The sequence below is a fragment of the Acinetobacter defluvii genome, assembly GCF_001704615.3.
Lineage (GTDB): Bacteria > Pseudomonadota > Gammaproteobacteria > Pseudomonadales > Moraxellaceae > Acinetobacter > Acinetobacter defluvii.
On sequence record NZ_CP029397.2, the window covers coordinates 435533 to 450217 of the forward strand.

12 protein-coding genes and 1 pseudogene are annotated in these 14685 nt (G+C 39.6%); 2 read left to right on the top strand and 11 right to left on the bottom strand.

Annotated features, from left to right (window positions below; translation table 11 throughout):
- Positions 1-27: 27 nt before the first annotated feature.
- Positions 28-4221 carry a DNA-directed RNA polymerase subunit beta' gene (rpoC, locus tag DJ533_RS04420; protein ID WP_065994001.1) on the top strand — a complete coding sequence of 1398 codons (4194 nt, stop codon included), beginning with the start codon at positions 28-30 and terminating at the stop codon, positions 4219-4221.
- Between the two features lie 176 nt (positions 4222-4397).
- Positions 4398-4754 carry a DNA transfer protein p32 gene (locus DJ533_RS04425; protein ID WP_065994002.1) on the top strand — a complete coding sequence of 119 codons (357 nt, stop codon included), beginning with the start codon at positions 4398-4400 and terminating at the stop codon, positions 4752-4754.
- Between the two features lie 69 nt (positions 4755-4823).
- On the opposite strand, the gene hisIE is transcribed toward DJ533_RS04425, so the two are convergent.
- The 11 genes and pseudogenes from hisIE to DJ533_RS04480 form a co-directional block, all read right to left on the bottom strand.
- Positions 4824-5615, bottom strand: coding sequence for a bifunctional phosphoribosyl-AMP cyclohydrolase/phosphoribosyl-ATP diphosphatase HisIE (gene hisIE / locus DJ533_RS04430; RefSeq protein ID WP_065994003.1), 792 nt, complete (start codon positions 5613-5615; stop codon positions 4824-4826).
- 102 nt (positions 5616-5717) lie between these two features.
- Complete coding sequence (locus DJ533_RS04435) at positions 5718-6248, bottom strand: hypothetical protein (RefSeq protein WP_065994004.1); 531 nt, start codon at positions 6246-6248, stop codon at positions 5718-5720.
- Positions 6220-7531, bottom strand: a pseudogene (locus tag DJ533_RS04440) (FAD-dependent oxidoreductase). The gene DJ533_RS04435 and the pseudogene DJ533_RS04440 overlap by 29 nt, the downstream one beginning before the upstream one ends.
- An 11-nt stretch (positions 7532-7542) precedes the next feature.
- Positions 7543-8613: an SMI1/KNR4 family protein gene (locus DJ533_RS04445; protein WP_065994005.1), complete on the bottom strand. Its 1071-nt coding sequence runs from the start codon at positions 8611-8613 to the stop codon at positions 7543-7545.
- 68 nt (positions 8614-8681) lie between these two features.
- On the bottom strand, positions 8682-9764 hold the full coding sequence (locus DJ533_RS04450) for a patatin-like phospholipase family protein (protein WP_065994006.1): 1083 nt from the start codon (positions 9762-9764) through the stop codon (positions 8682-8684).
- A gap of 87 nt (positions 9765-9851) precedes the next feature.
- Positions 9852-10064, bottom strand: a complete 213-nt coding sequence (locus tag DJ533_RS04455) for a hypothetical protein (protein WP_065994007.1) — start codon at positions 10062-10064, stop codon at positions 9852-9854.
- A 12-nt stretch (positions 10065-10076) separates the two neighbouring features.
- Positions 10077-10445, bottom strand: coding sequence for a hypothetical protein (locus DJ533_RS04460; protein ID WP_065994008.1), 369 nt, complete (start codon positions 10443-10445; stop codon positions 10077-10079).
- A gap of 72 nt (positions 10446-10517) precedes the next feature.
- Complete coding sequence (locus DJ533_RS04465) at positions 10518-12137, bottom strand: ABC1 kinase family protein (RefSeq protein ID WP_065994009.1); 1620 nt, start codon at positions 12135-12137, stop codon at positions 10518-10520.
- Between the two features lie 12 nt (positions 12138-12149).
- On the bottom strand, positions 12150-12812 hold the full coding sequence (locus tag DJ533_RS04470; RefSeq protein WP_065994010.1) for a ubiquinone biosynthesis accessory factor UbiJ: 663 nt from the start codon (positions 12810-12812) through the stop codon (positions 12150-12152).
- Positions 12813-12826: 14 nt separating this feature from the next.
- The gene (gene ubiE / locus DJ533_RS04475; protein WP_065994011.1) at positions 12827-13771 is read right to left on the bottom strand and encodes a bifunctional demethylmenaquinone methyltransferase/2-methoxy-6-polyprenyl-1,4-benzoquinol methylase UbiE; all 945 of its coding nucleotides are present in this window, start codon (positions 13769-13771) and stop codon (positions 12827-12829) included.
- A gap of 174 nt (positions 13772-13945) precedes the next feature.
- Positions 13946-14653: an FFLEELY motif protein gene (locus tag DJ533_RS04480; RefSeq protein ID WP_065994012.1), complete on the bottom strand. Its 708-nt coding sequence runs from the start codon at positions 14651-14653 to the stop codon at positions 13946-13948.
- Positions 14654-14685: the final 32 nt, after the last annotated feature.

The window sequence follows — 14685 nt, forward strand, 5'->3', positions numbered from 1 at the left end:
AATCTCCACAACACACGGAGAAAAAAATTGAAAGACTTGCTCGATATCATGCGCAAAAAGACGGATTCAGACGGTCATGCTCCTGTAGAGTTTGATCGCATCCGTATTGGTCTTGCGTCACCAGAAATGATTAAGTCATGGTCTCATGGTGAAGTTAAAAAACCTGAGACAATTAACTATCGTACGTTTAAACCAGAACGTGATGGTTTATTCTGTGCCAAAATCTTTGGTCCGGTCAAAGATTATGAATGCTTGTGTGGTAAATACAAGCGTATGAAATATAAAGGCGTCATTTGTGAAAAATGTGGCGTTGAAGTAACAACTGCGAAAGTTCGCCGTGAACGTATGGGTCACATTGAGCTTGCATCTCCAGTTGCACATATTTGGTTCTTGAAATCATTACCAAGCCGTATTGGCTTGCTTTTAGATATGACTTTACGTGATATCGAACGTGTATTGTATTTCGAATCTTATGTGGTAACAGATCCGGGTATGACACCGCTTGAAAAATATCAACTTCTTAATGATGAAGAGTATTTTACAGCGTTAGAAGAACACGGTGATGAATTCAGCGCGAAAATGGGTGCTGAAGCAGTTCAAGATTTGTTGAAAGACATCGATCTTGAAGCTGAAATTACACGTCTTCGTGAAGAGATTCCAAATACAACGTCTGAGACGAAGCTTAAAAAAGCCTCTAAACGTTTGAAATTGATGGAAGCATTCAACGATTCAAATAATAAGCCTGAATGGATGGTGTTAACTGTACTTCCAGTTCTTCCACCAGATCTTCGTCCACTTGTACCACTTGAAGGTGGTCGTTTTGCGACGTCTGACTTGAACGATTTGTATCGTCGTGTGATCAACCGTAACAACCGTTTGAAACGTCTTCTTGATCTTGCAGCACCAGACATTATCGTACGTAACGAAAAACGTATGTTACAAGAGTCTGTAGATGCATTGTTGGATAACGGTCGTCGTGGTCGTGCAATTACTGGTTCGAACAAACGTCCGCTTAAATCTTTGGCAGATATGATCAAAGGTAAACAAGGTCGTTTCCGTCAAAACTTGCTTGGTAAGCGTGTTGACTACTCTGGTCGTTCGGTAATTACAGTAGGTCCATCATTACGTTTACACCAATGTGGTCTTCCGAAGAAAATGGCACTTGAATTGTTCAAACCATTTATCTTTGCGAAACTACAAGCTTCAGGTCAAGCAACCACCATTAAAGCTGCGAAGAAAATGGTTGAGCGTGAAACACCAGAAGTTTGGGACGTTCTAGCATCTGTGATTCGTCAACACCCAATCATGTTGAACCGTGCGCCAACACTTCACCGTCTAGGTCTTCAAGCATTTGAACCGACCTTGATCGAAGGTAAAGCGATCCGTCTCCACCCTCTCGTATGTGCTGCGTTTAACGCCGACTTCGATGGTGACCAAATGGCGGTACACGTACCATTAACACTCGAAGCACAGTTAGAAGCACGTGCGTTAATGATGTCAACCAACAACATCTTATCACCTGCAAATGGTGAGCCGATCATCGTACCTTCTCAGGACGTGGTTTTGGGCTTGTATTACATCACACGTGATGCAATCAATGCCAAAGGTGAAGGCATGGTGTTTGCGGATACGCATGAGGTAAACCGTGCGTTGGCAACAGGTCAAGTGGATTTGCATGCGCGCGTTAAAGCACGTGTACATCAAACTGTAATTGATGAAAATGGTAATCGTGAGCATCAAACCATTGTTGTAGACACAACACCAGGTCGTTGCTTACTTTGGGAAGTTGTTCCTGAAGGCATGGATTTCCAACAAATTAATGTGGAAATGACCAAAAAGAACATTTCTAAGTTAATTAACTCTTGCTACCGTAAACTCGGTTTGAAAGATACGGTTATCTTTGCTGACCAATTGATGTACTTGGGCTTCCGTCAAGCAACACGTTCAGGTGTTTCTGTCGGTATGGAAGACATGGTTATTCCACCACAAAAACAAGCAATTATCGACAAAGCAGAAACTGAAGTTCGTGAAATTGAACAACAGTTCGAGCAAGGTTTCGTAACTGCGGGTGAACGTTATAACAAAGTGGTCGATATTTGGGCGCGTACCAACGACCAAGTTGCAAAAGCCATGATGGATAACTTGTCATTTACCACTGTTAAAAACAAACAGGGTGAAGACGAGAAACAAAAGTCATTCAACAGTATCTACATGATGTCTGACTCTGGTGCCCGTGGTTCGGCAGCACAGATTCGTCAGCTTGCAGGTATGCGTGGTTTGATGGCGAAACCAGATGGTTCGATCATTGAAACACCGATTAAAGCAAACTTCCGTGAAGGTTTGACCGTACTTCAGTACTTCATCTCGACGCATGGTGCACGTAAAGGTTTGGCAGATACTGCACTTAAAACTGCGAACTCTGGTTACTTGACACGTCGTTTGGTTGACGTGGCACAAGACTTAGTGATCACTGAGCCAGATTGTGGTACTTATGATGGTCTTGTCATGACACCATTCATTCAAGGTGGTGATGTTATTGAGCCATTAAGTCAACGTGTATTAGGTCGTGTAACCGCTGAAGATGTGAAAAAAGCAGGTTCAGATGATGTTATTCTGCCACGTAATACGTTAATTGATGAGAAACTTGCTCAATACCTTGAAGATGCTGGTGTTGATGAAGTTAAAGTGCGTTCAGTGGTGAGCTGTGCATCTACCTTCGGTGTATGTGCGAAGTGTTATGGTCGTGACCTTGCACGCGGTCACTTGGTGAATCCAGGTGAGTCTGTCGGTGTAATGGCTGCTCAATCTATTGGTGAGCCAGGTACCCAGTTAACCATGCGTACCTTCCACGTCGGTGGTGCTGCGAGCCGAACTTCTGCTGCAAATAGTGTTCAAGTGCGTAATAAAGGTACAGTACGTTTCCATAATGTGAAAACTGTACAACATGCCAAAGGTCACTTGGTATCTGTTTCACGTTCAGGTGAAATTGGTATTGCAGATGACTTAGGTCGTGAACGTGAGCGTTATAAACTTCCGTATGGTGCAAGCATCTTGATTAAAGATGGTGAAGCTGTAGAGGGGGGGGGTATCGTTGCAACTTGGGATCCGCATACACATCCATTGGTAACAGAAGTTGCGGGTAAAGCACGTTTCAGTCAAATCGCTGATGGTGTAACTGCAACCTCGAAAACTGATGATGCAACAGGTATGACCACTGTTGAAATCTTACCAGTGACTGCACGTCCTGCATCTGGTAAAGATTTACGTCCTGCGATCGTGTTGGATACAACCGATGGCGGAGAACAGTTCTACTTCTTGCCACAAAACACAATCGTAACTGTCCGTGATGGTGAAACGATTGGTGTCGGTGATGTTATTGGTCGTGTTCCACAAGAAACGTCACGTACACGTGATATTACCGGTGGTTTGCCACGTGTAGCTGACTTGTTCGAAGCACGTAAGCCGAAAGAGCATGCGATCCTTGCAGAAGTGTCTGGTATCGTCAGCTTCGGTAAAGAAACCAAAGGTAAGAACCGTTTAGTGATCACACCGGATGATGGTTCTGAGATCTACGAAGAGTTGATTCCAAAATGGCGTCAAATCAACGTGTTTGAAGGCGAGCATGTGAATCGTGGTGAAACCATTTCTGATGGTCCACAAAACCCACATGACATCTTACGTCTGAAAGGTGAAGTTGCATTAACCAATTACATCGTGAATGAAGTTCAAGATGTATACCGTTTACAAGGTGTAAAAATCAACGATAAGCACATTGAAGTCATCGTACGTCAAATGTTGCGTAAAGTTGATATCACTGACGGTGGTGATACGAGCTTCATCAAAGGTGAGCAAGTGGATTACATCCGTGTTGTTCAAGAGAACCAAGCAATCTTGGCTCAGAACAAGTTCCCTGCGAAGTTTGAACGTCAATTGATGGGTATCACCAAAGCATCGCTTTCTACAGACTCGTTCATCTCTGCTGCATCGTTCCAGGAAACAACACGTGTGTTAACTGAAGCGGCTGTAACAGGTAAAGAAGATGAATTACGTGGCTTGAAAGAAAACGTGGTTGTAGGTCGTCTGATCCCAGCGGGTACAGGTTTGGCTTATCACTTAGAACGTCGTCGTCAAGAAGCTGAAGCTGCTGAACATGAGCTTGTAAATGATTTCTCTGAAGTTGATCAGGCATTCTCACAAGCTTTAAATGAAGATACTTTCTAAGAAATACATTTAAAATTTAAAATGAAGAAGACGCCTGAGGGCGTCTTTTTTATGTTTGATTTCTCTATTTTTACAAAATATATGTGAAAAGTTGCGTTTCTTAACAGATCACTAAGATTCGATCCATGAAATAAGATTAAGATAAAACCAGTTAAAAAGGACTGATGGAGAAAGACATGAAAAAAGTAATGACAGTATTGGCAGTAGCCTCACTTTCAACTCTGATGCTAGCAGGCTGTGAAAACATGTCGAGTAATGATAAACGTGTTGCTTCAGCCGCATTAGGTGGGGCAATCGGTGGTGGTGTGGGGAACAATGTCGGTGGTGGTACAGGTGCTGCAATTGGTGGTGGTGCAGGTGCTGCTGTTGGGAGTAAAACATCGAATGGTTCAAACCGTAATGCAACCTATAGTGGTGTAGGTGGTGCGATTGGTTCTGCGATTGGTAAAGGTGTCTTCGGTGGCAATACAGGTGCAGCAATCGGTGGTGCAATCGGCGGTGGTGCAGGTGCAGCCATTGAACAAAAACGTTAAGTTTTATTTGTAAAATGTTGAATCAAAAATAAGCGCATAAAGCGCTTATTTTTTTATTGGAAAATTTTTTTAGTGTTGGCGATTGGCTTTTTCAACCAAGCCTGAAAGTCCCTGACGACGAGCCAATTCATTTAAAACTAATTGCACATCAAGGTCGAAATAACCCAACATCACAATGGTATGGAACCAAAGATCTGCCACTTCGTAGATTAAATCGTTTTTATTGTCTTCATTGGCATGTGCTTGATATTCTTTCGCCGCAATCACAGTTTCAAAACTTTCTTCGCCAATTTTTTCTAAAATTTTATTTAAACCTTTGTGATAAAGCTTGGCTACATATGATGATTCAGGATTGGCAGCTTTACGTTCAGCCATCATTTTGCCTAAGTAGTTTAAGACTTCAACTTGTTCAGATTGAGCATCTGAGGCATTCATGGCAATTGTATGTGGATTTGTTGATGGTTTGGCTTTATCAGCATAAATCACATTTGGGTCTTTGAGTTGGACATCCACAATTTCCCAACCATTTGGTGTGAGTTTACGATAGAAGCATGACTCACGCCCTGTATGACAAGCGATGCCACCTTCTTGTTCAATTTGTAACACGATCACATCGGCATCGCAATCTAAACGGATTTCATAAACGGTTTGGAAATGTCCTGATTCTTCACCTTTAAACCACAGTTTATTGCGTGAACGTGAGAAATAAACACCACGCATTTTTTCAGCAGTCAGTTGCAGAGCTTCACGGTTCATCCATGCCACCATCAAAATGCGTCCAGTTTGATGATGCTGCGCAATAGCAGGAATGAGTCCTTGTTCGTTAAATTTTACTTCATCGAGCCATTGCAAGTTATTCATAGGATTTCACCAGATAATTAATTAATTGACCTCTACGTAGGAAACGTAGAGGTCTATAGTTTACGTGATTTGGAGTGATTTGCGGATAATCTTAAAAATTATTTAATTATTAGGAATCCAAGAAACATAACCTTTATAGTGTTCTTTAACGAATTCAAAGATAAATTCTTTTTGGATATCATTAAAAACGTGATTATCTTTTTCCCATTGCGAGTTTAATCTAAAAATGAACCAATCTATATAAGCTTTATTTTGATCAGTTGTTAAAAAATGATATACAGCAGCAGGGAAGAATAATTTATAACCCTCTGAGCTTAAAAAGCTACAATTGTATCCAAAATAATATAAATATTGATAGCTTATATCTTTCCATGTTGTAATGCCTTCAAGAGGTCTAGTGCGTGAGCGAGCAGCTTCTAGTCCAACCTGTAAGTAAAATTCAGGCCAATCAAAGCCCCATTTAAGAAGTAAATCTTCTGCTGTCATTTCAACGGCAGATAAGTAATCATCATCAATTTGGTCAAAATAACGATAGTGTGTATCATAAAAATCACATTCAAGTAGAGATCTATTCTCGCCCAATGAAAATGGGGGGAATATTTTCTCAAGAGTTTCTTTCGTATTTATATCCATTTTTATACTCTTTTATCTGGGTAATATCTTCATACTTCATCTGACTAAACATGCCTGATTTTAAGCCTGAAACGGTAATCGCCATTTCTTTACGGAAGTAAGGAATTCGGTACATCCATGAAAATGTCAGATCACGCAATCCACCCGCCTACCAATGTCCTGATTGATACAAGGGCGTGAGTAAACGACTCAAAAATTGATAAAATGCAGTCGAACTTTGACGATGTTGATGATAAGTTTGCCAAAGTTTTGCATAGTCTAAAGCTTCATTTTTCCTTGAATTTTGAACTGCTTGTCCAAGTGCTCATGCATCTAAAAGTGCCATATTTGCACCTTGTCCAAGTTGTGGACTCATGGCATGAGCTGCATCTCCAATCACTCCAATCCGTCCTTCCCCAAACCTTGACATCACGACATCACGGTAATTTGCCGAAAGCCATTGTTGCTTTTCTTCAGGTTGGACAATGACTTGTTCTAACCAATCGACAACAGCAGACCAACGTTTAGAAACCTCTTTAAGCCAAGTTGAACGAGCTAGATTATTTGGTAAAAAATTCTCCAATTGATCTGTCGGTAAACTCCAAAAAACACTGGAAAGCCGTTGATTGGGGTGAGTTGGAATAGCACCTGTAGGAAGTATTCCCATCATGATTTTAGAATGATCATAAAACTGATGCAGAATTTGGGTATCAAAGTCTAGGCATTCAGGAACAATCGTCCATTTTGCACCCCAAGGATAGGCTTGATCGACTTTGACCCACGTTTGGGGTCTGAGTTCACTTCGCGCACCATTGGCAATAATCACACAATCAAAAGCTTGATCGAAAGTTTCACTATTCACAGTACCACCAACACAACTTTCATCAGTGGATTCTTCAAGCCTTTGAATATCGGTGTTCATTTGCCATGTGATGAGTTCAGGATATTCACGACATTTTTGTTCAAGTACATAGCATAAGGTTGCTCGGTGAATGCCAAGACCGTAAAAATCAGGATGTGCCTGTGCATAATGGCTATCGACCAATTTAAAACCATTGGGGGAGTTGACCTTCTAAACCTGTCACGATTGCACCAAGTTTTAAATCTTCGTTTAATACGCCTAAATGTTCAAATACTGCAAGCCCTGAAGGTTGTAGTAGTAAACCAGCACCTACGGGTTCGAGTTTTTCAGCTTTTTCAAAAATCGTGACATGAATATTTTGTTGGGCAAGTAGGATTGCAGTTGCAAGCCCTGCTGTACCTGCCCCGATGATGGCGAAATGAAGAGAATTTTTAGCATTCATGAATAAGGGAATTAACCATTCTCTAAAATAAATTTGAAATGTTCGGTTATTGGTTCTTTGAGTTGTTCAATGGTCCTGTGAATTAGTTCTTCCAAAGAGTTTGCTACAATATTTCTTTGCCATGATTCATTTTGTAATTCAATGATTTGACCATAAATACCATTTTCATTTGGGTCTAAATCTATCAGTAAGTAGTCTCCATTTCGACCTTCGGCAAAAGGAATCCAAAGAGGGTTAGTGTAATCATTTATTTTTGTTCGAGGGTCGTAATTCGGATAATTTGAGGAGTCGAGGTTTTCTTCTGTATTGAGTTCAACATTATTTTGCCAATGTTGATAAATATCTTCAAAAGGCAGTAAATCATAGCCCCAACCATTCACATTGAATTGAAATACTGAGGTCACAGCATCCCAATAGACATTATGCACTTTATAAAAGTTAATGAGTATGTCTGGCATTTTTATATCATGAATGGATTGCAGATCAGTGATATCTTGGTTTTGAATACCGTGTTTCAGATTGAAGTAACGATTATGTTTAGGCACAACGTGTTCAATAGCACTTATCCCTTCTTTCCATAGTTTTTCAAAATGCCTAAATTCAGTATCTAATATCAAAACTTCAGGGGGAGATGGCACTTCATAATGTGAAAAACTTATTCCATCTATTTGATGTTGCTTAAGGTCGCCATGAAACCATGCTGAAATATTGTGCGCAACTAAAGCTTTGTGAGTATCACCTTCATATATTGGAATTCGTAATTCAGGATGTTTAAAAAAATAAGAAATAGCATCTTGATTTTTATATTTAAATTGTCCATTGAATGGTTGTTTTGGTGAGTGCTCATAATTCTGATGTTGAAATGTAAGTTGTAACGTTGTTGTAATAAAGTCACTCGTTTGATCTGGTGGGACATAAGCAGAGATCCCCAATTCATCCCAAACATAGATTGTATTGGGATCATATTTTAAAATACGATTTGCTTCGCCCAATACAGCAATTAATTCTTGAATTGAAATAGGAAATTGAAATTCTTGTTGGTCAATTAAAAATGCATTGTCATTTAAATTTATAGTCAGCATGGAGAATGTAATCTCAATTTTTCTTTATTTTTAGATTAATTAAGATTACATCAATAAGCAATTTGTATTTACAAATCCACCATCACATCTACAAAATTCTGCTTTTCCACCAATTCTAAAAATTCATCACCCATACGTTGGCTTTCAGCTACAGATTGTCGCCATAATTTTTTACGCTCACTGTCCGATATACCTTTCATCACAAAGTCTTTGCGGTCTGGTAAACGTCCTAGAGGCAGTGATTCCAAATAGCTTTGTGAAGGTGAAAGTAGTAAAGTACGAGCTTGATTGATCGGATTAGCTTTGCGTGATTTAAACATTTTATCGAACCAACCTGGGGTGATGCTGTCGCTAAAATGCGGATATAAAACAATGCCTTTACTGTCGAAAGGCAAGTCGATGTGATAGTCGATCAAACCGCCATCACGGTATGCACCTTGTGGTGCATCGGCGATATTTTTCACTGCAGGAGTCACACCAGGAATCGAGCCCGATGCCATCAGCCAATCTGCGACATTGTCAGTATTAAAATTGACATAATGGGTTTTAAAGGCATCATCCTGAATTTTAAATTGTGGAAAATGTTCAGGTTGACAGATCACCCGTTGCATAAATTTATTGAGGTGGTTACGTGAAATTACATTGCTACCAATGATGCCCAATAATGAACCATAGAGCGCAAGCTTTTGATCACTTTGGAAAATATGCGCTGCTTTGGCAGCGATAATCGTAAGGTGATAATCAGGATGAGTGACTAATTTTTCAGATTGATTGCCTAATATCCCATGCAGCATATCACGTGATATTTTTTCAATCTCAGCGATTTTCATGCCTTTATGAAAAGGCAGATTGATATATAACTCTGCAAGTTGGTCTGCGCCTTTTTTCTCACCTTGTGCAATGAGACTTGCAAAACGCCATGCACCCACCGATGAACCAATTAAAAAGCGACGTTGTTTAGCACGTTGTAGGAAATCACCAAAAATGGCTTGGTCTAGACCCATTAACCCAATGCCTTTAGGACCACCTGCCGCACCAGGAATCATGTCGACATGATGCGATTGTAGTCCTTCTTTTTGAATGAGTTGTTTGGCAAGTGTGCCTGCTTGGATGGTTAATGCAGCAGGGCGTTTTTGTAGAATTTGGGTCATGGGTTCACTCACTCAAACGGATTGGTTTATTTTAGTGGTGAGGGATTGTTGGACAATGGCGAGAGGTTTCAGTAGGTGACTTGGGAGTCATGGGCTTTCTTTATACCAACATAAATGAAAATATTCTTCGAGATGGGGTGAATAGTCAAAAGTATATTCACGAGTACAGCTGTCAAAAAAGTTATTCCAATCATCTAAATCTAAGAATTCTTGTATTTCTGAATTAAATGCCTGACCAACTTCAGGTAAGTCCGACCTAAAAATATGATTAGAATTTTCTAAGCCAAATTTTTGAGTCATGACAATTTTATCTTAAATTAAATACTGTGCAATGTTGTATTGGATAATTCCATTTTCAAGTATTATAAATTGTGCATCTGCGCTAGTAGTTTGTAGATAACCAAGTAAAATTATGGTCTTATATTTTTTTGATAAATAGATTAAAAAATCAAAAATGAGAGGATCTGTTAAATCATGATAATTAAAGACAATATCAACCCAATGAATACTGTAGTTGCATGAAACGATAATAGTATCAGTCTTTTTATCGTAGTCGTGAAAATACCATTCTTGAACAACAGGTAAACTTAGTTGGTCAGTAACTTTATAAAATTTTTTTATTTCATCTAAGATAGTTTGGATGGAAGGATGGAGAATGCTTATTTTAGAATGAGTAGCCATATTATATTATCTTTGTATTTCTGATTTAAAAATCACACCAGTTTTGATGTGATTTTTGATGCTTTTCTTAATTTACTTTGCAATCCGCCAAACGGCTAAAATACTTGCAAGAATAATCAAAACAATAGAAATATACCACGGTGCAATAATCGCAATCGACAATAAAATTGCCATGATACTGCCAAACATCCAACTGCGTTTTTGTTGATGTTCCACTTCCAAACGCATCATTTGTAATTCATGTAACTGTTTAGCATGCCAAGCAGATTGATTTTTTAGACCATTTAAACTGTCGATCAGCAGTGTTGGAAAATCCTGCGCGCCTAAAAGTAAATCAGGAATTTTTTGTCCTAATTCCTTTAAGTTCTTTTGTGGATTCATTTGGGCTTTGACCCATTCTGTTAGAATCGGCTTCGCAAGTTTCCAAATATCCAACTCAGGATATAAGTCTGTGCCTAGACCTTCAACGTGCACCAATGTTTTGAGTAATAACATCAGTTGTGGCGGAATTTCTAAATGAAAACGACGCGCAATATCCATGACCTGAATTAAAATCCCTGCAAAGTCCAATTCATGCATTGGTTTTGACACCATTGGACCTACAGTACGGCGCATTTCACGCGCTAAAGCATCTTGATCTGTTCCTGGTGGAATCCAACCTGCTTGGTGTACAATCTGAATCAGTTGCATAAAGTCACTGTTCATCACTGCCAGTAACATGCGTGCAACGGTCATCTGATCGTGTTTCGATAACTCGCCCATGATGGCGCAGTCAAGCGCAATATAACGTGGGTGACTTGGATTGAGCGTTTCAACAAAGACGTTGCCCGGATGCATATCCGCATGGAAAAAGTTGTCACGGAATACTTGGGTAAAGAAAATCGTTAGACCTTTTTCAGCAAGGTCTTGACGATTCATTCCCAATTTTTCAAATGTTGCAATATCTGAAATCGGCACACCCGTAATGCGCTCAGCGACCATGACATCTTTGCTGTCCATATATACTTCTGGCACATACATCATGCTTGAGCCAGTGAAGTAATGGCGCATACGTCGTGTATTATCGGCTTCTAAAGTCAGATCTAATTCATTTAATATGACTTGGCGATAATCTTGAATAATTTCAGATAAATGAAAAGCACGTGCAGCTTCAAGACGTTTTTCGAGGGTATGTCCGAGCCATTCTAAAATTTCAAAATCTTGTAAAATTTGACTGCGAATATCAGGTCGAGTCACTTTGACGACCACTTCACGTCCATCATGCAAAGCAGCAGTATGCACTTGGGCAATAGATGCAGCAGCTAAAGGTTGTTCATCAAAACGGACAAATAGGGTATTGATGTTGGCTTTGAGTGATTCTTCAATACGAGTTTTGGCAACATCGACACTAAAAGGTTTTACTCGATCTTGTAATAATACCAATTGCTGTAAAATTTCAGGTGGAATCAAATCACGACGAGTCGAAAGTAACTGACCGAGTTTGATGGCCAAAGGCCCCATTTCCTCTAAAGCTTTTTTCAGTTTTAGCGGATTTTTTTTCTCTTTGCTTGACCATGCTGCAGGGTGCATGCGAATGATCGACAAAGCATGACGGGCTTTTTCAGGTAATTCTTCCGCAGGAACCAATGTATCGAGTCTATAGTGAGCTGCTATGCGCCACAGTTCGAGTAATCGGGAAATATGCGGAATCATAAATGCTCTTACCTAATTTTGTTCTTGATTGAGTTGGCTTTGAAGCTGTTGAACTTTTGCTTCAAGTCGATCAATATTTTGGTTAAGTGTTCGGGTATGTTGTTGCAAATCATCCATTTGCCAGCGAGGTGCAAATAAGCCCGTATCTTCTTTTAAAAAGTCTTCAGCAAAAAATAAATGACTTTGTAAAGAACGCTTTAAATGCTTTGGTGCAAGCTGGATTTTGGCGAGTTCATGCGCAAGTGTAGGACCAATCCACGGACTTAAGTGTGTAGCTAAATCAGGCTCAGCCTGTTGGATAATACGTTGAATATCCTGCAATAAATGATAATCACCTTGCAAAGGAATATTGCCCACATCATCTGAAATGAGCAATTTAATTAATTCAATCGCATTCTTTACATGTAATGTCGCTGTGGCTTCACTGATCACATGACGTTGATCAAAAGGACGTTGTTCAAAGATAGACGGTGTTGTACTTTGACCGGTTACAGTCGGTTCAAGTCGGACTTTATTTTCATCAAAAAAAACATCAACGGAGAGTTGTGGTGAGTTGATCACGACGCGTAATAATTTACCTTGCAACGCATTGAGTTGAATGCGAGTAATAGCATCCAAATCAATGAGCTGATGAATGAATCGTTCAACTGCGCCTAAGGCAAGAATCGACCACATGGCTATTTACCTTATTAAAGTTTAAAACCACGGTGAACAGCAACGATACCACCTGTTAAGTTATGGTAGTCGGTATTTTGGAAACCTGCATTTTCCATCATACCTTTTAAGGTACGTTGGTCTGGATGCATGCGAATAGACTCAGCTAAATATTTATAACTTTCTGAGTCATTTGCGACGATTTTACCCATGATTGGTAATGCAGTGAATGAATACAAGTCATAGAGTTTAGAGAAAGGCTCAAAAACTGGTTTTGAAAACTCTAAAATAAGTAAACGACCACCTGGCTTAAGTACACGATACATCGCAGCCAATGCAGCATCTTTATCGGTCACATTACGCAAACCAAAACTAATGGTTAACAGGTCAAAGCTGTTATCTTCAAATGGTTCTAGGGTTTCTGCATTTGCCAATACAAAATCAACATTGGTACAACCTGCATCAATCAGACGGTCACGTCCAACATTCAGCATAGATTCGTTAATGTCGGATAACACGACATGACCTGTCGGACCAACTTCACGGCTAAATACTTTGGCTAAATCGCCCGTACCACCAGCAATATCAAGGACACGTTGACCACGACGTACCCCTGACATATTGATGGCAAAGCGTTTCCATAAACGATGAATACCAAATGACATAAGGTCATTCATGATGTCGTATTTGCTTGCAACAGAGTGGAAAACTTCCGCTACCTTTTGAGCTTTATCTTCACTGCTCACAGTTTGATAACCGAAATGTGTGGTTGCACCGACATTTCCAGTATTTGCGCCACGAGGGAGATTATATTTTGGAACGCTTCCTGAAACAGGCGTATCGGTCAATTGTTGTTGTAAAGATTGTTGCTGACCTTGTGGTGTGCCTTGCGGTAATGGTTCAGTTAAAAATGGACTTACTTTGTCTGTGTCTTGTGCCGACTCGTTTTGTGCGGTTGGCTTTTGGTTTTCATTCGACATTCGAGTCACTCCTGAACACAAAAAATAAGAAATTTTGTCATATTTTTGCATGATGACAGATTTTGTGACTTTTTACAGCGTCCATCATGCAAAATTTAAAAGTCTGGCAACAGACACAATCAATAATATACAAAAGTATGACGTGTATGCCGTCATTAAGTTGCTAAAACCTTATCATATTCTAAACGGATTGGCTTGTCCTGAATGTACATTATTGACAATTTCACGCTCTTTTAGCGTAAATGCATGAATAAAATCAGCTGCAGATTTCATCGGTTTCATAGCCACAAAGCCTTCACCAATAAATTCATACATCAGTTGAAAATTGTATTTATGGGCTGTGCCTTTGCACATTTTAAATGCGGTATGCATTAAAAATGAACGCATATACTTATCCAATGCAACGCCTAAATCATCAAGTAAACTGAGTTGTTGCAGACGTTGTTCGGCTTGATCTAGTTTGATTAGAGTCAAACGCATCATTTCATCATCAATGCTTTGATCGGCAGGGTAGTCCTTGAGCAGTTGTTTGGCAACTTGTTCATCTAATTGCATTGCCAATACTGCAAGCCCAATCGATTTTAAACCCGTTTTAATGGCATTCTCAGGAATGATCTTTTCTGCTTTATGCGCATATTTGAGTAAGCGCTCAATTTGGACTGCCAAAGGATCAAAATCAGGTCCACCATATAAACGATGAATAAAATAATCTGCCATGAGTTTATTTTCTGGGCGATTAAATAACTCAGTATGCGTGTCTAAAATACGTGCTTTGAGCCAGTCTTGTGCTTCATGCAGACGCTTTTTTAGGAGAGGATCTTGATGATAATCAAACTGTTTATATTCTTCTAAAAGTTGGTCGAGTGCTGCGAGTTTTGACATAAATGAACTCAATTTCCATATATTTAACAAAA

Excerpts from the sequence above, each read along its gene's own strand:
- DJ533_RS04465 (WP_065994009.1), bottom strand. The coding sequence starts at position 12,137 with ATGATTCCGCATATTTCCCGATTACTCGAACTGTGGCGCATAGCAGCT.
- DJ533_RS04480 (WP_065994012.1), bottom strand. The coding sequence starts at position 14,653 with ATGTCAAAACTCGCAGCACTCGACCAACTTTTAGAAGAATATAAACAG.
- DJ533_RS04450 (WP_065994006.1), bottom strand. The coding sequence starts at position 9,764 with ATGACCCAAATTCTACAAAAACGCCCTGCTGCATTAACCATCCAAGCA.
- ubiE (WP_065994011.1), bottom strand. The coding sequence starts at position 13,771 with ATGTCGAATGAAAACCAAAAGCCAACCGCACAAAACGAGTCGGCACAA.
- DJ533_RS04455 (WP_065994007.1), bottom strand. The coding sequence starts at position 10,064 with ATGACTCAAAAATTTGGCTTAGAAAATTCTAATCATATTTTTAGGTCG.
- DJ533_RS04435 (WP_065994004.1), bottom strand. The coding sequence starts at position 6,248 with ATGGATATAAATACGAAAGAAACTCTTGAGAAAATATTCCCCCCATTT.
- DJ533_RS04445 (WP_065994005.1), bottom strand. The coding sequence starts at position 8,613 with ATGCTGACTATAAATTTAAATGACAATGCATTTTTAATTGACCAACAA.
- DJ533_RS04460 (WP_065994008.1), bottom strand. The coding sequence starts at position 10,445 with ATGGCTACTCATTCTAAAATAAGCATTCTCCATCCTTCCATCCAAACT.
- DJ533_RS04425 (WP_065994002.1), top strand. The coding sequence starts at position 4,398 with ATGAAAAAAGTAATGACAGTATTGGCAGTAGCCTCACTTTCAACTCTG.
- hisIE (WP_065994003.1), bottom strand. The coding sequence starts at position 5,615 with ATGAATAACTTGCAATGGCTCGATGAAGTAAAATTTAACGAACAAGGA.
- DJ533_RS04470 (WP_065994010.1), bottom strand. The coding sequence starts at position 12,812 with ATGTGGTCGATTCTTGCCTTAGGCGCAGTTGAACGATTCATTCATCAG.